General features: G+C 69.4%; 17 protein-coding genes and 1 tRNA gene. 10 read left to right on the forward strand and 8 right to left on the reverse strand.

The features are described from left to right. The first annotated feature begins 17 nt into the window (after window positions 1-17). Window positions 18-677 carry a class I SAM-dependent methyltransferase gene (locus tag JL101_RS00105; RefSeq protein WP_203098660.1) on the forward strand — a complete coding sequence of 220 codons (660 nt, stop codon included), beginning with the start codon at window positions 18-20 and terminating at the stop codon, window positions 675-677. A 115-nt stretch (window positions 678-792) separates the two neighbouring features. On the opposite strand, the gene JL101_RS00110 is transcribed toward JL101_RS00105, so the two are convergent. After that, on the reverse strand, window positions 793-951 hold the full coding sequence (locus tag JL101_RS00110) for a hypothetical protein (RefSeq protein ID WP_203098661.1): 159 nt from the start codon (window positions 949-951) through the stop codon (window positions 793-795). 217 nt (window positions 952-1,168) lie between these two features. Between JL101_RS00110 and JL101_RS00115 the strand changes: the two genes are divergently transcribed. The 3 genes from JL101_RS00115 (at window position 1,169) to JL101_RS00125 (ending at window position 4,395) form a co-directional block, all read left to right on the forward strand. Continuing rightward, complete coding sequence (locus JL101_RS00115) at window positions 1,169-1,825, forward strand: hypothetical protein (protein ID WP_203098662.1); 657 nt, start codon at window positions 1,169-1,171, stop codon at window positions 1,823-1,825. Window positions 1,826-2,242: 417 nt separating this feature from the next. Continuing rightward, a tRNA-Asp gene (locus tag JL101_RS00120) sits at window positions 2,243-2,319 on the forward strand. A gap of 237 nt (window positions 2,320-2,556) precedes the next feature. Then, window positions 2,557-4,395 (forward strand): ATP-binding protein, encoded by a 1,839-nt coding sequence (locus tag JL101_RS00125; RefSeq protein WP_203098663.1) that lies wholly within the window; start codon window positions 2,557-2,559, stop codon window positions 4,393-4,395. A gap of 6 nt (window positions 4,396-4,401) precedes the next feature. Here JL101_RS00125 and JL101_RS00130 read toward each other — a convergent pair whose 3' ends face one another. The 4 genes from JL101_RS00130 to ppa form a co-directional block, all read right to left on the reverse strand. Continuing rightward, window positions 4,402-5,658: a DUF445 domain-containing protein gene (locus tag JL101_RS00130; protein WP_203098664.1), complete on the reverse strand. Its 1,257-nt coding sequence runs from the start codon at window positions 5,656-5,658 to the stop codon at window positions 4,402-4,404. 63 nt (window positions 5,659-5,721) lie between these two features. Then, window positions 5,722-8,421: a bifunctional acetate--CoA ligase family protein/GNAT family N-acetyltransferase gene (locus JL101_RS00135; protein ID WP_203098665.1), complete on the reverse strand. Its 2,700-nt coding sequence runs from the start codon at window positions 8,419-8,421 to the stop codon at window positions 5,722-5,724. Window positions 8,422-8,561: 140 nt separating this feature from the next. After that, a complete protein-coding gene (locus tag JL101_RS00140) occupies window positions 8,562-9,086 on the reverse strand; it encodes a macro domain-containing protein (RefSeq protein WP_228435211.1) in 525 nt (174 codons plus the stop codon). Continuing rightward, window positions 9,083-9,616: an inorganic diphosphatase gene (ppa, locus tag JL101_RS00145; RefSeq protein WP_201076340.1), complete on the reverse strand. Its 534-nt coding sequence runs from the start codon at window positions 9,614-9,616 to the stop codon at window positions 9,083-9,085. Before ppa ends, JL101_RS00140 begins: the two co-directional genes overlap by 4 nt. Before the next feature lie 272 nt (window positions 9,617-9,888). Between ppa and JL101_RS00150 the strand changes: the two genes are divergently transcribed. The 4 genes from JL101_RS00150 (at window position 9,889) to JL101_RS00165 (ending at window position 14,688) form a co-directional block, all read left to right on the forward strand. Continuing rightward, a complete protein-coding gene (locus JL101_RS00150; protein WP_203098666.1) occupies window positions 9,889-11,724 on the forward strand; it encodes an extracellular solute-binding protein in 1,836 nt (611 codons plus the stop codon). Window positions 11,725-11,886: 162 nt separating this feature from the next. Next, on the forward strand, window positions 11,887-13,911 hold the full coding sequence (locus tag JL101_RS36730; protein WP_323374700.1) for a sensor histidine kinase: 2,025 nt from the start codon (window positions 11,887-11,889) through the stop codon (window positions 13,909-13,911). 87 nt (window positions 13,912-13,998) lie between these two features. Further along, entirely contained in the window at window positions 13,999-14,433 is a 435-nt protein-coding gene (locus JL101_RS00160) for a Fur family transcriptional regulator (RefSeq protein WP_201076345.1), read from the forward strand. 87 nt (window positions 14,434-14,520) lie between these two features. Further along, window positions 14,521-14,688 carry a hypothetical protein gene (locus JL101_RS00165; RefSeq protein WP_228435212.1) on the forward strand — a complete coding sequence of 56 codons (168 nt, stop codon included), beginning with the start codon at window positions 14,521-14,523 and terminating at the stop codon, window positions 14,686-14,688. A 58-nt stretch (window positions 14,689-14,746) separates the two neighbouring features. Here JL101_RS00165 and JL101_RS00170 read toward each other — a convergent pair whose 3' ends face one another. Beyond that, on the reverse strand, window positions 14,747-14,983 hold the full coding sequence (locus JL101_RS00170) for a hypothetical protein (RefSeq protein WP_158043355.1): 237 nt from the start codon (window positions 14,981-14,983) through the stop codon (window positions 14,747-14,749). Between the two features lie 261 nt (window positions 14,984-15,244). Between JL101_RS00170 and JL101_RS00175 the strand changes: the two genes are divergently transcribed. Both JL101_RS00175 and JL101_RS00180 read left to right on the forward strand, forming a co-directional pair. Next, complete coding sequence (locus JL101_RS00175; RefSeq protein ID WP_203098668.1) at window positions 15,245-15,679, forward strand: acyl-CoA thioesterase; 435 nt, start codon at window positions 15,245-15,247, stop codon at window positions 15,677-15,679. A gap of 3 nt (window positions 15,680-15,682) precedes the next feature. Further along, window positions 15,683-17,005, forward strand: a complete 1,323-nt coding sequence (locus JL101_RS00180) for a class I SAM-dependent RNA methyltransferase (RefSeq protein WP_203098669.1) — start codon at window positions 15,683-15,685, stop codon at window positions 17,003-17,005. Between the two features lie 20 nt (window positions 17,006-17,025). On the opposite strand, the gene JL101_RS00185 is transcribed toward JL101_RS00180, so the two are convergent. Both JL101_RS00185 and JL101_RS00190 read right to left on the reverse strand, forming a co-directional pair. Next, the gene (locus JL101_RS00185) at window positions 17,026-17,409 is read right to left on the reverse strand and encodes a PAS domain-containing protein (protein ID WP_203098670.1); all 384 of its coding nucleotides are present in this window, start codon (window positions 17,407-17,409) and stop codon (window positions 17,026-17,028) included. Continuing rightward, on the reverse strand, window positions 17,406-21,149 hold the full coding sequence (locus tag JL101_RS00190; protein ID WP_203098671.1) for a PAS domain-containing protein: 3,744 nt from the start codon (window positions 21,147-21,149) through the stop codon (window positions 17,406-17,408). Before JL101_RS00190 ends, JL101_RS00185 begins: the two co-directional genes overlap by 4 nt. Window positions 21,150-21,398 lie beyond the last annotated feature (249 nt).

A 21,398-nucleotide genomic window follows, 5' to 3' on the forward strand; every position in this document is an offset into this window, starting at 1 on the left:
AACGACAGAACAAGAACATGCACATAGATACCGTACGCGCTGCCTACCGCCGTTATGCCGGCGTCTACGATCTCGTCTTTGGCAAGAGCTTCGAGGCGGGGCGCCAGCAGACGCTCGACCGGATCAATGCGCGCAAGAAGCTCCGCATCCTGGAAGTCGGGGTCGGCACCGGCCTGTCCCTGCCGGACTACAATCCCGACCACACGATCGTCGGCATCGACGCGTCGGAGGAGATGCTGAACATCGCGCGCGAGCGGGTCGCCAAGAAAGGGATCCGGAACGTCGAGAGCCTGGTCGAGATGGACGCCCAGAAGATGACGTTCGAGGACCACAGCTTCGACGTGGTCGTCGCGATGTATGTGATGACCGTGGTGGAAGACCCCCAGGCCGTCATGGACGAGCTGAAGCGGGTCTGCAAGCCGGGCGGCGACATCTACATCGTCAACCACTTCTCGGCGGAGAAGGCCGGCCTGCGGCTGAAGTTCGAGCGGATGATCGCCAACTTCGCCGAGTTGCTGGGCTGGCACGCCGACATGCCCATGTCGCCGCTGCTGTCGAACGCCGGGATCGAGATCGTGACGATCGCCAAGCTGCCGCCGTTCGGCATGTTCACGATGGTCCACTGCCGGAATTCCGACAGTTCGGGCGGCCGGATGCTCCAGGCGGTCGGGACCTGAAAGGTCGCGCCGCGGCGGTTCAGGCCCTCCCGCCCCTCCGGCCGCCGGGGCCGGGCCGGCAGGTGGACCCGAACCGCCGCGCGATGCCGCCGGCGGACGGGAAGGAAACGTACCGTTACTGCGCCGCGATCAGCAGGATCACCATGTTCGCCGCGGCGGCGGCCACCATGGTCGGCACCAGCCAGGTCGGGTGGGTGACGAACAGGGCGACGATGACCAGCAGGCCGACCAGGGCGAGAACGCCGGCGGCAAGGGGCTTCAGATAGACGTCCATTCCAGGATCTCCATGACTTGACAGGGCGCGCATGTGGGCTTGTGCGAAAGCTACACGATGCGGTCCCGCGGGGCTGTCCAAACCATGCGCCGGGCCGTGCGGCCTGTTGTCACAAGATCGACGGAAATCCGCCCCGGCACCGCGCGCCGGAACCGTCTTCGCCGGGGGCGGTTGATCCAGGATCGACCAACTGCCCTGACTGGAAGGAGCCGAGACCATGGAAGAGGCGCACCTGGTCGCTCTCTACACCCGATTCGATACCGCCCTGCGCGTGATGGACGAACTGGGCGCCGAAGGCTTCGGCGACGGCGCGGTCAACGTCCTGTCGCCCCACGCGGCCGGGCGGCACGGGACGGCGACCGCCGGGGATCTCCCGACGGACCGTCCGGGAAAGCACGACGTCAATGTCTCGGGTCTCGGCCCCATCGTAGTGATCGGTCCGCTCGCCGAGCGGATCCGCGACCGGGAACTGATCCAGGTCCTGCATGACCGCGGGATAACCCTGGAGGTCGCCCAGCGCGCGGTGGAGGGACTCCGCCGGGGCGGCTCCATCGTCGTGGTCGAGACCGCCGCCTCGGGCCATGACCGCGCGCTCGCGGTGATCGACCGGCACCGGCCCGGTGGGCTGGAGAGCCTGGGAACCGCCTATCTCGAGCCCGGTTGGAGCCGCGCCGACGAGGTCGCGGGGGCCGAAGGCGTGCTGGAGATCGCGGACGACCGGCTGAACGTCAAGAAGCCGGGCGAGGATGCCTCAAGCTTCCGGTCCCTGGCGCCCGGGCCGGAGGAACTGCGGGTGGAGAAATCGGGCGGCCGCAGTTCCGAAGCCGGGAGCGGCGAACTGCACGGCAGCCAGCCGGCAGGCCCGGATCGCTGAACGGGGGCGGTAAATCCGGCCTGGAAAAGCAGGAACCCCCGCATGCTCTCGGGCAGCGGGGGTTCGGAAGCGGTTAAGACATTACCGCAAACCGGTGCAATACCGGATCAAATCTGGTAGCATGTGAGGTGCCGATTCAACGGCAAACTCATGTAATCGCCGGCGGACTCATGGATTTTACTCACCCTCCAATCAATCGGCCATTGGCCTATCTTCTGGATTCTGGCCGGAGAACCGGCCGCGGAGAAGTTTATCCTGATCTGACGACCTCCTCGTTCTTGCTACATCTTTATGATGTGCCTTTGTCATCGACCTGTCAAGCGGTCGTCCCTGATGAAAAATGCACGCTCGGCGAAAAAAATGGAAATCGGCTCTGGACAACGCCTCCGCAGGGTCGTAGATACGCGTCCCCACGACGCGGGTGTAGCTCAGTTGGTTAGAGCGCCGGCCTGTCACGCCGGAGGCCGCGGGTTCAAGTCCCGTCACTCGCGCCATTTTCCTCCCAGTGAGGTTTTCCGATCAGGAACACCACTGGTCGAGGCATATTTCAGGATTACTGAAATCTAAAGTGGTATACCGGTGGTCCATGGACTGCTGCGCGGACCACAACCGCCTTCTCCTCTGCTAGCCTCGGGAGACGTGCTCTCCACGGTGGAGAGCCGCGACGGGAACAGTTTCCGTCCAAGGCCCTTTCGAAGGGGCAGCGCAAGATGGCTTCGTGTTCCGGCTCAATGAACGATACTAGTATTCTCGATGTCGACCGGCCTTTCTGGCCAGGCGGGGGCAGGGACGAGACCCTGGAGCAGATCCGCGCCGCCCTGATGCGCCCCCATCCTCTGGTGCTGTTCACCGGTGCTCCGGAGGTCGGCAAGTCCCGGCTGGTCCGCGAACTGGCGGAACGCCAGAAGGCCCAGGGTACCGTGTGCGCCTTCATGCCCCCTGCCATGCCCCCCGCCGACATCCGGCCGGCAACCGACTCCGAACGGCTGCTCGCCGCCCTGGGAACGGTGGCCATTGCAGGCGCGGCCGCGGAGGAACTGACCCGGCTGGCGAACGAATTCGCCCGCAGGACATCGCCGCCGAAGGGCATCCGCGCTCCGGTGCCCCAGGCGCTGCTGATCGTCGACGGTGCCGATACCCTCGACGGGGCGACGCTCGACCGGCTCGCCGTGCTGACCCGCGAGGGCCCGGTCGCCCTGCTTCTGGCCGGGCGCACCGCTCTGGTGGAGGCCCTGGTCCGTTCCGCTGCCAAGCCGGTGCGCGGCGCGGTCACGGCCCGCATCCACCTGGACCCGCTCTCCGACGGCGCGGCCGGGGATTTCATCGCCGCCCTGGTCGCGGCCCGCGGCGAGGCCGCCGACATCGCGCCCGGCACGGTACGGCGGATCGTCGCCCGGAGCGGCGGCATACCGGGAGAGATCGAGCGCCTGACCGCCGACGCGATCATGCTGGCCCGCGCCAGCCGGGCCGTGCGCGTGGCCGCGATGGCCGAGCCGGCTTCGGACTTCCCCATGTTCCAACCGCTCGACCTGGCGCCGGTCGCGCCGCGGCCGGACCCGGCGCATTGCATCCCGGCCTCCCGGCGCTCGATGCAGGAAGTCTTCGAGGACCTGCGGACGCAGGCGACGACCGAGCGCCGCGCCAAGCTTCCGGTGGACTACGACGCTCCTCCGGACCCGACGGCATGGACGCTGCCGTGCGGCGGGAACCGCGTCCAGCCGGAACCGCCCCGAGGCCGGACGCTGCCATGGGCCACCGGCATCGCCCTGGCGGTCATCGCGACCGCCTTCATTGCGCCCGAGCCACAATATGACGTGCCGACCGTGCATGTCTCCGAAAACCCCCACGCCGTCATCGTCAGCTCGGTCGTGCCGGAAGGGAGTTCCGGCATGGGAGTGTCGAAGCCGGCGGCCATGCTGGCCGAACTGGAGGACGAGCAGCCGGCGCAGGAGCCGCAGCCCCAGGCGGATCACTCCGCATCCGACACGGTCCCGGAACCGGTGCCCCCCGAGGAGATGCCCCCCGAGGAGATACCGGCCGATCGGCCCACGCTTGAGGAGCCGGCGCTCGCCGAGCCGGCATTGGAAGACCCCTTGATCGAGCTGCCGTCGTTCGACGACCCGGTGATCGAGCCACCGTCGTTCGAGGACCTGGTGGAGCCCTTCGACTCGCAGCCGGCGCTCACGGAGCCGCCGCCGGTGCCGGTCCCGGAGGAGCCTGCGCCCGCTCCGGTCATCGTCGTGGAACCGCCTCCGGCCCCGCCGCCGGAAACGCCGTCCCAACCGCGGATTCCGGCGATCGCCGAGAAGTCGCTGCTGGAGCGGGGCCATCGGCTGATGGCGCTGGGCGACATCGCCTCGGCCCGGCTGCTCTTCGAGATGGCGGCATCCCAGGGCAGCGCGCGGGGAGCGCTGGAGGTCGGCCGGACCCTGGACCCGGCCCATCTCCACTCCCTCGGCGCCCGCGGCGTTGCCGGCGATCCGGTGGCCGCCGCCGCCTGGTACCGCCGCGCGGCCGACCTGGGCGAGCCGGCGGCCACCGCCCTGCTGGACTCGCTGGGCCGGCGCTGACCGGCGTCACTCGATCAGCCGGGTCGCCAGGAACAGGGTGGAGCCGACCAGGGCCGCGACGATGGTCCCGGAGATGCGGACATATTGCAGGTCGCTGCCCACCGCCGTCTCGATCCGGTCGGACACCGTCCGGGCATCCCAGCCGTGGACGACCTCGGCGATGAAGCGGCCGATGCCGCGCCGCCACGGGGCGATCAGGTCCAGCGCCAGCCGCTCGACCGAGGCGTTGAGGCGGGCCCGCATCGCCGGGTCCGCCTCCAGCGCCGACCCGAGCGACCCCAGGCCGGTGACCAGCGCCTCGCGCGTCCGGCCGTCGGGCCGTTCCAGGTCGTGCAGGGTGATCCGGCGCACCTCGTCCCACAAGCCGCCCAGCCAGGCCTGGATCTCCGGCTGGTCGAGCAGTCGGGCCTTGGCCGCCTCGACCTGGGCGCGGGTGTCGGGGTCGTCCTGGAGGTCGCGGGCCAGGTCCTCGATCGCCAGCTCCATGCGGATGCGCATCGGCGAGGCCGGGTCGAGCAGCTCCTTCAGGTAGTCGTGCGCCCCGCTGCTCAGGGAACGGGCGACCCGGCGGTCGATCGCCTTGGGAATCCACCAGCCGCTGCGCTGACCGACCATCGCCTCCAGCCGGCCCTGGTTGCGGTCCACCAGGTCGAGCGCCCAGGCCACCGCGCGTTCCAGCAGGGGCTGGTGCTGGCCGCTGGCGACCAGCACGCCCAGGACCTTGCCGATGACCGGCGCCACCTCGGTCCCGCGCAGCTGCTCGCCCAGCGCCCGGCCGAAGAAGTCGCGCAGCTCGCGGTCCTCGATCGACCGGATCACGCCGGGCAGCGTCGCGACCAGCCGGGCGGCCAGGGCCTCCGCCGTGCCCGGCGCGTTCAGCCAGCGCACCAGCCGCGCCGCCGGATCGACCGAGCGGAGCTTCGCCACCACCAGCGACGGCTCCAGGAAATTGCGTTCGACGAAGCTGCCGAGCCCGTCGCCGATGCGGTCCTTGCTGGACGGGATGATCGCGGTGTGCGGGATCGGCAAGCCCAGGGGCCGGCGGAACAGCGCGGTCACCGCGAACCAGTCCGCCAGCGCCCCGACGATCGCCGCCTCCGACGCGGCGCGCAGCAGCAGGGTCCAGAATCCCGGCTCCGGCACGAAGCGCAGGGCCACGAACAGGCTGGCCGCGAACAGCAGGAGCCCGGTGGCCAGCCTCCTGTTGCGCCGGAGCAGGCGACGCTGCGCCGCCTCGTGGTCCGTATCCGTTTGGTCGGTCAAGTTACCTCCGCGTCGGCTCTCCAACGCGGGGGGCGGAGGGAGGTTCCCCGGGAGAGCGAGCGGTCAGGCGTTGCCCGAAGGCTCGGTCAGGGAAATGCGGACCTCCACCACTCCCGGCTCGTCGCGGTTCTCCCGCCGGGTGAAGCCCAGCTCGTGGCACATCGCCAGCATGGTGGTGTTCTCGCGCAGGACCTCGCCGAACACCTCGCCGATGCCGCGGGAACGGGCATACTCGATGATCTGGGTCATCAAGACATAGCCCAGGCCCTTGCCCTTCATGTCGCTGCGGACCATCACGGCGTATTCGGCCTTCTGGTTGTCGGGATCGGCGGCGATGCGGACGATGCCGTAGAGCTCGTCCTGGCCGTCGGCCGTCTGGGCCACGGCGACCAGGGCCATCTCCCGGTCGTAGTCGATCTGGGTCAGCTTGGCGGCCATCTGGTGCGACAGGCGCTTCATCGGCGCGAAGAACCGCAGGCGGATGTCCTCCGGGGTCATGCGTTCGAACATCCGGTGGATGATCGGCTCGTCCTCGGGCCGGATCGGGCGCAGCAGGAACTCCCGCCCGTCGTTGAGCTTGACGCGCTTCTCCAGCTTCTTCGGGTAGGGCCGGATCGCGAGCCGCCGCGATCCCGGGATGAGGGCCGGCACCGCCACCTTGATGCGGGCGTCGAGCGCCAGCACGCCGGTGTCGTCGGCCAGCAGCGGGTTGATGTCCAGCTCGACGATCTCGGCGATGTCGGTGATCAGTTGGCTGATCTTGATCAGGGTCAGCGCCACCTGGTCGTTCGCGGCGGGCGGCCGGTCGCGGTAGCCCTGGAGCAGCTTCCAGACCCGGGTGCGCGACATCATCTCGCGCGCCAGATTGGTGTTGAGCGGCGGCAGTCCCAGCGCCTTGTCCTGGACCACCTCGACCGAGGTGCCGCCCTGGCCGAACAGCAGCACCGGCCCGAACAGCGGGTCGTCGGCGACGCCCACGATCAGCTCGTGGGCGCCGGGCTTGCTCGCCATGGCCTGGACGGTGAAGCCCTCGATGTCGGCGTCGGGCCGCAGCGCCCGGACCCGCTCCAGCATGGCGACGGCCTTGGCGCGGACCTCCTCCGGCGTCTTGATGTGGAGCTGGACGCCGCCGATGTCGGACTTGTGGATGATATCGACCGACAGGATCTTGAGCGCCACCGGCTTGGCGATCCGGCGCGCGGCCTCCGCCGCCTCGTCGGGGGTGCGGGCCTTCAGCGTCTCGACCACCGGGATGCCGTAGGCCTCCAGCACGTGCTTGGCCTCGAACTCGCTGAGCCAGCCCCTGCCGTCGGCGATCGCCGCGTCGATCACGGCGCGGGCCGCCTTCTCGTCGACCTGGAACTGCTCGGGCGTGCTGGCCGGCGTCTCCATCAGCAGTTCCTGGTTCTTGCGGTAGCGAACCAGGTGCATGAAGGCGCGGACCGCCTTGCTCGGCGTCTCGTAGGTCGGGATCCGGCTGGCAGCGAACAGGTGCCTGGCCTCCTGCGCGGAGGAGTCGCCGAGCCAGCTCGTCAGGACCGGATGCTTGCGGCCTTTCAGGGCCTCCACCACGGCGCGCGCCGACTCGGCCCCGTCGGCGACCGCGACCGGGCAGTTGATCACCAGGACCGCGTCGTGGTTGCGGTCGCCGACCAGGGCCGAGAGCGTGTTGGCATAGCGCTTGCCGGAGGCGTCGCCGATGATGTCGATGGGGTTGCCGCGACTCCAGGTCGGCGGCAGGACGGCGTCCAGCTTCGCCATCACCGCCTCGTCGATCCCGGCGAGGCAGCCGCCCTCCTCGATCAGGGTGTCGGTCGCCATCACGCCGATGCCGCCGCCGTTGGTCACGATCGCCAGCCTGTCGCCGGTGATCTGCACGCCCATGGCCAGCGTCTCGACGGCGTCGAACAGCTCGTCCAGCTCCACCACCCGCAGCATGCCGGCGCGCCGGAAGGCCGCGTCGTAGACGTCGTCATGGCCGGCCAGCGCGCCGGTGTGGGAGCTGGCGGCCTTCGCCGCCTCGTCGGTGCGGCCCGAGCGGATCACGATGACCGGCTTCTGGCGCGCCGCGGCGCGGGCCGCCGACATGAACTTGCGGGCGTGGGTGATCGCCTCGACATAGAGGCAGATGGCGCGGGTGTTGTGGTCGGCCGCCATGTAGTCGAGCAGGTCGCCGAAATCCACGTCGGCCATCCCGCCCAGCGAGATCAGGTGGCTGAAACCGACGCTGCGGCTGGTCGCCCAGTCCGCGATCGAGGTCACGACGGCGCCGGACTGGGCGATCAGCGCGATGTCGCCCTTGATGGGATTGACGTGGGCGAAGCTGGCGTTGATGCCGCGTCCGGGCACCATGACGCCCAGGCAGTTCGGTCCGGCGATCCGCATCAGGTGGGGACGCGCCGCGTCCAGGACGCGCTGCTGGAGGGCCTTGCCCTCCGGCCCCAGCTCGCCGAAGCCGGCGGTGATGATGATCGCCGCCTTGGTGCCGCGCTCGCCCAGCCGGCGGACCAGGTCGGGGACCGTGTCGGGGGGCGTGCAGATCACCGCGAGGTCCGGGGTGATCGGCAGCGACTCGACCGTGGGATAGCACAGCACGCCCTCGATCGACCGCTCGTGCGGGTTCACCGGCATCACCGGCCCGTCGAAACCGGCGTTGAACAGGTTCCGGGCCACGACGGCGCCGATGGATTTCGGCTGGCGGCTGGCACCGATCAGGGCGATCGACGTGGGCTTCAGCAGGGAATCGAGATTGCGAACGGTCATGGCCGGTCCCGGATCGTGATCAAGCCATCCGGCCCCCGTGCCGACTACCGGCCGGCGGGACGGAGGTCTCTTTGATGGGCGGCACCATACCCGCGCGGGATCATCCCGACAATTCAAGCTTCCCGCATGCGGGTGCGGTATTACGCCCCAAGCAGCCCCCGGTAGAGGACGGCGGTGGCTTCATCGAAGCAGACGAACCGGACTTCGGCGATGCCGGGCAGGCCGGCCAGCGTTTCCAGCACCGTATCGACCGCGATGCGCGCCGCGCGGTCGGGGGGAAACCCGTAGATGCCGGTGCTGATGGCCGGAAAGGCGATGGTCGCGAGGCCGTGGCGGTCCGCCAGCAGCAGGGCCGAGCGGTAGCAGCCGGCCAGCGCCTCGTCCTCTCCTGCGGAGCCGCCGCGCCAGACCGGCCCGACGCAGTGGATCAGCCTGGACGCGGGAAGGCCGTAGGCGCCGCTGATCCGGCACTCGCCGGTGGGGCAGCCGCCGATGCCGTCCAACTCGCGCTGGAGGTCGGGACCGGCCGCGCGGTGGATCGCGCCGTCGACGCCGCCGCCGCGCTTGAGCGCGCCGTTGGCGGCATTGACGATCGCGTCCACCCGGCAGAGGGTGATGTCGCCCCGCAGGACGGTCACCCGGTCGATCGCCCGGGATCCGGTCACCCTTCGGCGTTGTACTTGTCGATCGAGTGCTGGATGATCTTGGCGGCCTCCTCGGCGTCGCCCCAGCGCTTGATCTTGACCCACTTGCCCTTCTCCAGGTCCTTGTAGTGCTGGAAGAAGTGCGCGATCTGGTCGAGCAGGATCTCGGGGAGATCCTTGTAGGACTTCACGTCGCTGTAGAACGGGTGCAGCTTGTTGACCGGAACCGCGAGGACCTTCTCGTCCTGGCCGGCCTCGTCCTCCATGATCAGCACGCCGATCGGCCGCGACCGCAGGACGGCGCCCGGCTGGATCGGCCGGCGGCCGACCACCAGCATGTCGCACGGATCGCCGTCGTCGGACAGGGTGTGCGGGATGAAACCGTAGTTGCACGGATAATACATCGCGGTGTGCAGGAAACGGTCGACGAACAGCGCGCCGCTTTCCTTGTCGACCTCATACTTGATCGGCTCGCCGCCCATCGGGATTTCGATGATGACGTTGACGTCCCACGGTGCGTCGTTGCCCACTGGGATCTTCGAGATATCCATGAACTTTTCCCTCGGTTCCGATCGGTTGCGCCGGTCTGGCGCGGCCCCGACCGCGCCGGCTCTTCCGCCAGGTTTCTGGCACCGGGCTTCTGGCGCGTGCCGGAGTTTAGCGTAGAGACCATAAACCGGCCATACTTGCAAATAGGCGCATCGTCACGGCTCCTATTGGTCGCACCCCTTGAGTGCTGCTTCGTTGGAGGCCGCCCTTCGGGGGAGTCCGGCCGTTCGATCCGGCTTGCGCGCAGGCGGCCGGATGCCGACACTCGCCATCCATGTATGGAATTCCGATCCGCCGCCCGCTGGCGGCCCTCCTCGTCCTGGCTGTCGCCCTGGCCGTCCTACCCGCCGGGCCCGCCGCCGCGGACGAGCCGCGCCCGGCCCATGCCGTCGCCATGCACGGCGAGCCGCGCTACCCCGCCGGTTTCGACCATTTCGACTATGCCGATCCCGCGGCGCCCCGGGGAGGCGTCTTCCGCAACGCCGCCGGGGGCACCTTCGACACGCTCAACCCCTTCATCGTGCGCGGCCGTGCGGCGCTGGGGCTTGGCTACGTCACGGAGAGCCTGATGCAGCGGAGCTGGGACGAGCCGTTCTCGCTCTATGGGCTGATCGCCGAGTCCATCACGGTGCCGGACGACCGTTCGTGGGTCGAATTCACCCTGAACCCGTCGGCGCGCTGGCACGACGGCGTGCCGATCACGCCGGCCGACGTGCTGTTCTCGTGGCGCACGCTGCGCGACCACGGCCGTCCGAACCACCGCAGCTACTACGGGCGGGTGTCCCACGCCGCCCGGACCGGCGAGCGGAGCGTGAGGTTCACCTTCGCCCGCAATCCCGGGGATGCCGGCGGCATGGACCGGGAGATGGCGCTGATCATGGGCCTGATGCCGATCCTGCCGGAGCATTATTGGAAGGACCGCGAGTTCGACCGGACCACGCTGGAGCCGCCGCTGGGCAGCGGACCGTACCGGGTCGCCCGGTTCGAGCCGGGCCGCACGATCGCTTACGAGCGGGTGCCGGATTACTGGGGCCGCGACCTCGGCGTGAACCGGGGGCAGTATAATTTCGACGAGATCCGCTACGACTATTACCGCGACGACGGCGTGGCGCTGGAGGCTTTCAAGGCCGGAGCCTACGATTTCCGGCGCGAGACCGATCCGGCCAAATGGGCCACCGGCTATGATTTTCCGGCCGCGCGCGACGGCCGGGTCACGCTGGAGCGGTTGCCCCACGGCAGGCCGGAGCCGATGCGCGGCCTGATCTTCAATACCCGACGCCCCTGGTTCGCGGTCCCGAAGGTGCGGGAGGCACTGGGCTTCGCGCTGGACTTCGAGTGGATCAACCGGACGCTGTTCCACGGCGCCTACCGGCGCACGGCCAGCTACTATCCGAATTCCGAACTGGCGGCGGCCGGTCCGCCCGGCCCGGCGGAGCTGGCGGTGATGGAACCGTTGCGCGGCCATCTGCCTGCCGAGGCGTTCGGGCCGGCCCATGTCCCGCCCGCGACCGACGGAAGCGGGCCGACGGGATTGCGCGCCAATTTGCGCCGGGGCCAGGAACTGCTGGCGGAGGCCGGCTGGACCGTCCGGGACGGCCGCCTGGTCGACGCCGGAGGCGTCGCGATGGAGTTCGAGATCCTGCTGGTGTCGCCCGGGGACGAAAAGGTGGCGCTGGAATTCGCCAGGGCGCTGCGGCGGATCGGGGTCTCGGCGCGCGTCCGCACGGTCGACAGCGCCCAGTACCAGGCGCGGCTGGAGTCCTTCGATTTCGACATGACGCTGAACCGCTGGACCTCCACCCTGTCGCCGGGCAACGAGCAGCTCTACTATTGGGGCAGCGACGCGGCCGACCAGGAGGGCAGCCGGAACTATGCCGGGATCCGCAGCCCGGCGATCGACGCGCTGGCGCGCGGGCTGGGCATGGCCCGGGACCGGGCGGACCTGGTCGCCCGGGTCCGCGCGCTGGACCGGGCATTGACTTGGGGACATTATGCCGTTCCGCTCTACCACCTGCCGGACGACCGGGTCGCCTACTGGTCCCGGCTCCGCCGGCCGGCGGTCACTCCGGTCTACGGCATGGTGATCGATGCCTGGTGGATGGGGGAGTAGGGCCATCCCGGGCGTGTCGTGGCCCCGGGTTCCGAGGTCTGACGAACTACCGACTGTCGCCGTTAACCCAAACCGGATAAGAGTTGCCTTTTGGCCCCGCAGACGTCGTCCGCAGCCGCTCCCGCCCCGGCGGACCCGGGCAGATTCGAGTTCAAGCCCGCCATGAAGCAGCGTCTCCAAGTCGTCGTCCTCACCACGGCCGTCCTGCTGCCGATCCTGGCGTTTTCCAGCGCCATGGTCGTGCTGTTCGACCGTCAGCAGAAGGAGACGGTCGAGAACATGCTCAACCATGCCGCCGCGGCACTCGAGGATGCGCTGGAACGGGAACTCGTGTCCAACATCGCGGGGCTGGAGTCGCTGGCGACCTCGATCCATCTCGACGACAACGACATCGTCAATTTCGCGGTGGTGGCACGACGGTTGCTGGAAAGCCGGGCGAACTGGCTGTCCCTGCGGCTGCTGCGCGCCGGTGACGGGACTCCGCTGCTCACCCTGCCCGCCGACGGCGGGAACGCGGATGCGACCACCGCTCCCCCGCCGGCCGACATGGTTCTCGATGTCGTGACGGCAAGATTGCCGATGGTGAGCGAGGTCAGGCACGACTCGCGGGGCGAGCCCTTCGTTTCGATCGTGGTCCCGGTGCTGCGGGACGGCACGGCCGTCTATGCCCTGTCGGCCGCGTTGCGCAGCCGGGCGCTCAGCGCGGCGCTGGGCGGTCCGAAAATGCCGGCGGACTGGTTCGGTGCTGCCCTCGACACCGACCGGGTGATCCTCGCCCGGACACGCCGGCAGGAGGAGTTCGTCGGGAAGCCGGTGACCGAGTCGCTGCGCCAGCGGATCGACCAGGGCGACAAAAGCTTCTTCTTCGCCCGCAACCAGGAGGGCCAGGAGGTCTATACCGCTTTCGTCACGTCGCCGCTGACCGGCTGGACCGTGGTGGTGGGGGCTCCCGGAGAGACGGTGGCCGGTCCCATGCGCCGGTCCCTGATGGCCGTGACCGGCGGCGGTCTGCTCGCGCTGGCCGCCACCGTCTGGTTGGGCGCCCTGCTGGTCGGCAACGCCAACCGCCGGCATGCCATGGAGCGCAGGCTGCTGGCGCTGGAAGGCGAGCGGATGGCCGAGCGGCGGCTCGCCGACGTGGCCGCCAACCTGCCCGGCGTGATTTTCCGGCGTGTCAGGGATCCCGACGGCACGGTACGTTATCCCTATCTGAGCGCCGGGCTGAACAACCTCGCCGGCGGAATGCCGGAAGCGCCGCCGGGTGCCGACGAGCTGGAGCTGCTGATCCATCCCGAGGACCGCGACGGCTGGCGGGAGATCTTCCGGCCGGCCGGCGGCGGCCAAGCCCCGGCTCCCGAGAAGACGCCGCTGGAGCCCCGGCACCTGGAGGCCAGGATCGGGCCGACCGCCGGCCCGGTCCGGTGGGTCCGCGTCATGGCGCGCCCCGCGCTGACCGGCGAGAACGAGACGGCGTGGGACGGCGTCGCCCTGGACGTGACCGACCTGAAGGAAACCCAGCACCGGCTGGCCACCTCGCTGGCCGAGAGCCAGGAACTGCTCCAGGAGGTGCATCATCGAGTCAAGAACAACCTCCAGGTAGTTTGGAGCCTGATCCAGCTCGAAGCGATGCAGATCGAGGATCAGGAGGCCCGCGACCGGATGGAGATCATCGGGCAGCGGATCGGCGTCATGGGCAGAATCCATGAGCAGGTCTATGCCTCGAAGGAGTTCTCGCGGATCGACTTCGGACGCCAGCTGCGCGGGCTGTGCGACGCGCTGGCCCGCACCTTCGGCAATCCTCCCGGGGTCAACCTGGAAGTCGCAGGGGACGCCTTGTTCTGCCACCTCGACACCGCCATTCCCCTGGGGCTGATCGCCAACGAACTGGTGGCGAACGCGTTCAAGCACGCTTTCCCGGAGGGGGCCGGGACGATCCGGGTCAGCCTGCGCGCCCGGGGCGACGAGGCGGTGCTCGAGGTTTCGGACGACGGCGTCGGCATGTCCGGCGCCAACACCGATCGCGGCCTCGGTCTTCGGCTCATCAAGGGGCTGCTCAGGCAGATCGGGGCGACCATGCAAACCGGACCCGCGAAGGGCGGAACGGGAGCCGGGACCGCCGATGCCGGTGGCGGAAACGGGGGAACCCATGTCACAATCTCGATCCCGGGACCCTGGTATGCCCGATGACGGAAAAAATTTTGTCGAACGGACAGGCGAACCCACTTTAGAAACAGTTTAGTCTAGAGCGCTAGTCCGCAGAAAATCGAGGAACCCATGCCCACGCGCCTGGAAGAACTGTGCGTCCAGAAAGGTCTGAAGATGACGGAGCAGCGCCGGGTGATCTCCCGCGTGCTTTCCGAATCGACCGACCATCCCGATGTCGAGCAGGTTTACCGCCGTGCCGTCGAGATCGATCCCAAGATCAGCATCGCCACCGTTTACCGGACCGTGCGCCTGTTCGAAGAGGCGAACGTCATCGAGCGGCTGGATTTCGGCGACGGCCGGTCGCGGTTCGAGGAGAATCGGGAGGAACACCACCACCACCTGATCGATCTCCAGTCCGGCGAGGTGATCGAGTTCGTCAACGAGGAGATCGAGCGGCTGAAGGAGCGGATCGCCCGCGATCTCGGCTACGAGCTGATCGGCCACCGGCTGGAGCTCTACGGTGTCCCGGCGAACCGGACATCCAAGCCAGGCGGCGACAAGTAACGCCGGCTTCAGCGATTTTCAGGCAGTGATTCCCAGGCGCACATGACAAGTATTCCGCCCGCAGGATCCAGCGGAGAGGCGGCCTGCATGCCGGCGGTCGTCCGGGCCTATCGGGAGCTTCGTGGGAAAGGGCAGCCCGACCGCTTCGCGTTCGAAGCCGCCCTGACCATCTACCTCTGGCATTGTCCGCTGGTTCCGCCTCTGGAAGCGAGCCAGATCGTCGCCGGCTGGGTTCGGGAAAGCGTCACGCACTAGGGGCGCCGGGCTTCAGGCGCACCCCGTCCCGGACATGGCGGGAGCCGCGCCGCCCCGGTCAGTCCTCTTCCTCGGCATCCTGCTCGATCTGGCTGGCCAGGTCGCGCAGCATGTCGACCACATCGGCGTGGCTGGTCTCCTCCACGGCCTGGTTGACCGCGGCCTCGATCATGGCGACGGCGACATAGGAGGACAGCGGCCCGCCTTCCTTCATCGCCGCCTCCAGGTGCTTCTCGGCGATGTCGAGCGCCTTGTCGAACATGGCTTCGGCAGGGCTGTTGTTCTGGTCGGTCATTTCGGGTCCCCTTGGGGCATGATGGTCGCGTCTGGTGATGGGTCGATATGCGAGCTATAGCATTCCGGATCGAAAGGTGCGTGGCAAATATGCCCCGCGCCGCAGCACCGGCCTTCCCCTTGCGATAACGAACGAGAACCCGCTTTGCTGCATCCGGGAGCATGGCCGGAGCGGAAGCGGTCCCGGCATGTGAAGGCCCGGACTTTGGGCAGACCCGGACTTTGGACAGACCCGGACTTTGGACAGACAGGGATGAACGACATGGCAGATACGGAAACTCCGGAAGCGACCAGCCCGGATTTCTACCGGTACTGGATCGACGAGACAGTCCGCTTCGCGGACCTGGATCCCGTCGGGCACGTCAACAACGCCGCCATCAGTACCTATTTCGAGAGCGCCCGGGTGGCGTTGTTCCATGACTCCGGCAATTCGCCTGTCTCGGGCCCGCGCTCGGTCGTGATCGCGCGTCTCACCATCGATTTCCGGGCCGAGCTGCACTATCCCGGCCGGATCCGGATCGGCCTGCGGGTGACCCGGTTCGGCCGTTCGTCGCTGACCCTGGCAGGCGCCGTGTTCCGTGACGACACCTGCGTCGCGACCAGCGAGGCGATCTGCGTCATCATCGACGTGGCGCAGCGCCGCTCGGTCGAGATCTCGGCCGACGTCCGGGCGCGCCTGGCCGAGCTGGCCGGCTGAGCCATGGCACGCCGACCCCAGCAGGGGCACCGCCGCGGGAGGGCCGCATCCGCCTCCGGCGCTCCCGTCACGCTCGAGATCCAGGAAATCGGCGCGCGGGGCGACGGCCTCGCCGAGCATGACGGACGCCGGGTCTATGTGCCGCTGACGGTGGCCGGCGACCGCGTCCGCGCCGCGCTCGGCGAGCCGCGCGGGGACGGCGTCGCCGCCACCCTGCTGGAGGTGACGGAACCCGGCCCGGACCGCGCGGCGCCGCCCTGCCGGCATTTCGGCACCTGCGGCGGCTGCGCGCTCCAACATGTCGGCGATGCGGCCTACGGCGCCTGGAAGCGCGCCCAGGTATCGGCCGCGCTGGCCCGCGCCGGGCTGGCCGGTGCCGAGGTCGCGCCGACCGTCCGGACCCCCGCGGCGAGCCGCCGGCGCGCCACGTTCGCGGCGGCCAGGCGGGGGAGCCGATGCGTCCTGGGCTTCAACGAGCGGTCGAGCCACCGGATCTCGGCGGTGACCGGCTGCCTGGTGGTCGAGCCGGCGATACTGGAGCTGCTGGCTCCGCTGGAGGCCCTTGCCGGCGCCATCCTGCCGGACGGCGAAACGGCCGATATTTCCGTGGCGGTGCTGGACGGCGGCATCGACCTGGTTCTGACCGGCGGTCCGGAGCCCGGGCTGGACGCGCGGGAACGCATGGCCGCCTTCGCGGAGGCCCATGACATCGGCCGGCTGTCGTGGCGCCGTTCCGCCGCGGCCCCGGCGGAACCGGTCGCCGCTCGCCGCGCGCTCCATGCCCGGTTCGGCGGGGTCGCCGTCCCGGTGGAGCCCGGAGCCTTCCTGCAGGCGAGTGCCGCCGGCGAAGCCGCGCTGGTCGAGGCGGTCCTGGCAGGGGTCGGGGCCGCCGCCCGGGTCGCCGACCTGTTCGCGGGGCTTGGCACCTTCAGCTTCCCCCTTGCCTCGCGACCGGTCCCGGGGACCGCCGTCCACGCGGTCGAGGGCGATGCCTCGGCGCACGCGGCGCTGGCCGCCGCCGGCCGGGGGCGGGCGGGCGTGACGGCGGAGCGCCGCGACCTCTTCGCCGACCCGCTGAGCGCCGACGAACTTTCCCGCTTCGATGCGGTGGTCTTCGACCCGCCCCGCGCCGGCGCCCGCGCCCAATCGGTCCAACTCGCCGCGTCGGCCGTCCCCACGGTGGTCGGCGTGTCCTGCAACCCCGCGACATTCGCGCGCGACGCCCGCACGCTCGTCGATGGCGGCTATCGCCTGGAGCGGGTCACGCCGATCGACCAGTTCATTTGGTCGTCCCATGTCGAGCTGGTCGGGGTGTTCCGGCGGTAGGACAACCGCTTCACGGCGGATCAGTCGCGCCGGATGAAGATCCAGCAGCCGCCGTCCGAGGCGGGCTGGATGCGCACCTGGAGCTCCCGCGAGCGGTCGGCGAAATCGCCGATCCAGCCGAATTCCAGGTCGAACTTCCCGGCTGCCCTGGCACTCTCGATCCGGCCGCGGAAAGCCTCGTTGTCCATGCAGGGCGCCATGTCGGAGAAGAACGGCCGGCCGAGCGCCGGACGGGCCCCGTAGCCGGAAAGCCGGGCCTCCGCGGCACTGTAGAAGGCAACCTCGCCGTTGGCGTCGAGGCGGATCGCCCCGAACGGCAGCGCATCGACCTCGGACGGCGGCAACCGTTCGACGACGCCGGCGAGATCGGGCATGTCGAAGTCGACTCCGGATGCGTCGTTCATGGCCTTCTCCGCTGTTGGAGGTCGGAACTCGCGAGATCGGTGAAACAGGCGACGCCCAGGATGTGGGTCACCGCGGAACCCTCCTCCGAAAGCGGCAGCAACAGCCGCTCGAACAGCAGCGGCGCGTCGTCGGCGATCGCGTAGCGGGCGTATTCGTAGGAGGGCGACTCCGACTCGACGCAGCGCCGGTACGAGGCTCCGGCGGAACCCAGCTCGTCGCCGCCGTCGTCGACCAGTTCCCCCACCAGCGGCCGGCCCAGCCGTCGGGCAAGGGTGTCGCCGATCCTCAGGTAACGGAACTCCCTGGTACGGCCGCTGCCGATCGCCTCGACCAGGAAACCGTCGTCGGCCACGAGCGGGTCGCCGGACGGGAAGAGGTCGGGACTCGGCAGGTGGCCGTCCGCGCCGCGCGCCGTCTTCCAGCGTTCGTAGGCATCGCGCAGGCGGGAGTTCCTCAATCGGTTGCGAAGCTTGTCCGGCGCCGCCACGGACCCGGCCGGCAATGCCGACGGCAGGAGGTCCAGCCGTTCCCGGACGGCCTCGGCCAGTTCCGTCTTGCTGAACGGCTTGCGGAGCAGCCGTTCGCCGTCCGGCACGGTGTCGTGGCGGTCGCCGCTGATGAAGAGGACCGGAAGGTTCGGCCGGTCGAGCCGCAGCCGGTTTCCCAGCACCGGGCCGGAGTCGCCCGGCATCATGATGTCGGTCACGACGATGTCCAGCGTGTCCGTGAGATGCGCCAGGGCGATCGCGGTCTCGGCGCTCTGTGCCTCGATCACCGCGTAGCCGAGATCGCGCAGCAGGTGCGCGGTCAGCGCGCGGAGGCTGTCGTCGTCGTCGACCAGCAGGATCGTGGCACCGCCCTCCGGCGGGGCCGATCCGGCATCCGGCAGCGTTTCGTCCCCGTGCGCCAAGATCTGGGCGCGGGGCAGGTACAGCTCGATCGTGGTGCCGGCCCCGACGGCGCTGAGGATGCGCAGCTTGCCGCCGGACTGCACGGTCAGGGCATGGGCGGAGGCGAGGCCGAGGCCGGTGCCCCGGCCGCGCGGCTTGGTGGTGAAGAAGGGTTCCGACGCCCGGGCGACCACGTCGGGCGTCATGCCCACGCCGCTGTCCTTCACGGAGATGAGGATCCCTTCGCGCGAGCCCGTGCGCTCGTCGGCGGGTTGGTTGCGGACGGTTATCTCCAGCTCGCCGCCGTCCGGCATGGCGTCGCGGGCGTTGGCGGCGAGGTTCAGCAGGACCGCGTTCAGACGGGAGGGATCGACGATCACCGGCCAGAGATCGCCCTGGAGATCGAAGGCGCAGCGCACCCCGCTGCCCGCGGTGTGGCAGATCATGTCTTCGCTTTCGCGCAGGATGGCGGTCAGGTCCACCAGGGTCGGCTGCGTTTCCTCGCGCCGGGCGAAGGCCAGCAGGTGATGGATCAGGCCGGTCGCCCGGACCACCGCCTGCTCTCCCAGGTCGAGGATCCTGACCTGCTCCGGAACGTCGATCCGCCGCCTGAGCAGACTGTAGCTGCTCTGGATGACGGCCAGGATGTTGTTGAAGTCGTGCGAGACGCCGCTGACCAGCTGGCCCAGCGCTTCCAGCTTCTGGGACTGCAGCAGCGCCGCCTGGGTTTCCTCCCGTCGGCGGATCTCCGCCGTCAGTTCCCGGGCGGCGTCGGTCAGGGCGCGGGTGCGTTCGGCGACCCGCGCCTCCAGGGCCGCGTTGCTGTCGCGCAGGATGGCCTCGGCGGTCTTGCGCTCGGTGATGTCCCAGTTGACGCCGATGATGCGCTCGGGCCTGCCGGCCGCATTCCGCTGCACGCCGCACCGGATCGCCAGCCAGCGGATCTCCTCGGCGCCCCGGGTCGGGTCCGCCGGGCGCCGGATGCGGAAATCCAGTTCGAACCCTTCCCCCGTCCGGATCGCCTGATCGATTCGGTCCAGCAGGGCGGCGCGGTCCTCCGGCTCCATCAGGGCTCCGAACGCGTTCAGGCTTGGTGTCGGCGTGGCCGGATCGATCCCGAAGAGGCGGTACTGGATATCGCTCCAGGCCATCCGGCCGTCGGCCACGTCCATCTGCCAGGTGCCGATCACGGCGGCGTCGAGCGAGAAGCGCAGGCGTTCCTCGCTCTCGCGCAACGCGGCCTCGGCCTGCTTGCGGGCGGTGACGTCGGCGGTGATCCCGGTCAGGCGGACCTTGCGGCCGTCCCGATCGAAGACGGCCGCCGCGGACTCCTCGAGCCAGGCCACCGCGCCGTCCGGGCGCCGGTAGCGGTAGGAGACGGTGTAGTTCGGGGAAGCCGGCTCCAGCCGCGCCACGGTGGCGGCGAACCCGTCGCGGTCCTCCGCGTGGACGGACGCGAAGAAATTCTGTCCGGTGTCCGCCGTCGCATCTCCGCCCAGGCCGAGGATCTCCGCGCAGCTCTCGCTCCGGCGCACGCTGTCGGTCCCGATGTCCCAGTCGAAGGCGAACATGCGGCCGGCGGTCATCGCGCGGGCCAGCTGCTCCTCGGCGTCGATCAGCCGGCGTTGCAGCAGCTTGATCGCGGTTATGTCCGTGGTGGTGCCGACGAAGCCGGTGATCTCCCCCGCATCGTCCCGTTCGACCAGGGCTTCGCCCAGAACCCAGGTGGTTTCGCCCGACGGCGTGCGGAAACGGTATTCGAGACGGAAGGGCCGGTTCTCGAAGGCGCTGCGCCGCCATTCCGAGAAGACCCGGTCATGGTCCCCGGGATGCAGGAAGTCGGTCCAGCCGTTGCCGAGCGCCTGCTCCGGCCGGGCGCCGGATATCTCGCACCAGCGCTCGTTGACGCCGGTGCAGCGCCCCTCGGGATCGGTGCGGAAGATCCCCACCGGGGAGCTGAGTTTCAGGAGCCTGGAGTGGTTCTCGGCGGCGCGCAGCGCCGTCGACCCCTCGTCCAGCTTCTGGAAGGCCGTGGTGAGGGCCAGGCCGATCTCGTTGGCTTCCCGCCAGCCGGTGCGGATCCGGGGGACGGCTTCGCCGCCGCGCAAGGCGCTGCCGGCCAGGGTCAGCAGTTTGGCGGCCCGCGACATGCGCAGGCCCAGGCCATAGGCCAGGAGGGCGGAGAGGGCGAGAAGCGCGCCGCCCAGCAGGACGGGAGATCGGAGCCCGGCCATGGCCTCGGCATCGACGGCATGGCCGGGCAGGGTGACGGTCGCGGTCCATCCCGTCAGGTCGGACCGGCTGTAGCCCGAAACGAGACCGGCCTCTCCGGGGCCGTCCTCTCCGGGGCCGGCGGAGGCCATGCCCCGGCCCGGGTGCTCCGGGGCCGGCACGCGGGTCAGGAGCTTGCCTCTGCGGTCGGCGACCGTGGCGGTCCGGCCGTCGCCGATGCGCGCCTGGATCAGGATTTCCTCGATGCGCTTCGGCGGCAGGCTCGCGATCAGGAAATAGGCGACCTTGTCGGCGTGCAGGACCGGCACGACGATGCCGACGGCCTCGGTTCCGGAGAGCGGTCCGATCAGCAGGTCGGATACGTGGGGCATCCTGGTTTCGAAAACGGACCGCGCGACATCGTCGTCCAGGAAGGACGGAAGCGGCGTGTTCCAGGGGACCCGCGTGTTGAGTCGCTGCTTTCCGGACCGGTCGGTCAGGATGATGACCATTCCGTAGCGCTCGGTGATCCGGCTCGCCTGCTGGTGGACGGTCGCGAAATCATCCTGCTGGAGGGCCGGCATCAGGGCCAGCGTCTCCAGCATCGCCATGACGCCCCGCATGTCCCGATCGACCATGGCCGTGATCGATCGGGCCTCCTGGTGCAGATCCTGCTCGATGTGCGACCGCTGAAGATCGACCTGCTGAATCAGCAGATAGGATGCGAAAACGGATGCCGGTATAAGCAGGCCAAGGGAGAGTAAAATCAAATGTGCCCGGGTGGATATGACATGGCATCTGAGACATGGCAGAATTTTAGACATGACCAGAAAATCCCCGGGTTTTCCCTGATTGCTTATTGAAGTTGGCAGGCCATGTGATTTAGG

Origin of the sequence: Skermanella rosea (assembly GCF_016806835.2) — a bacterium.
In the GTDB taxonomy this organism is placed as follows: Bacteria; Pseudomonadota; Alphaproteobacteria; order Azospirillales; family Azospirillaceae; genus Skermanella; species Skermanella rosea.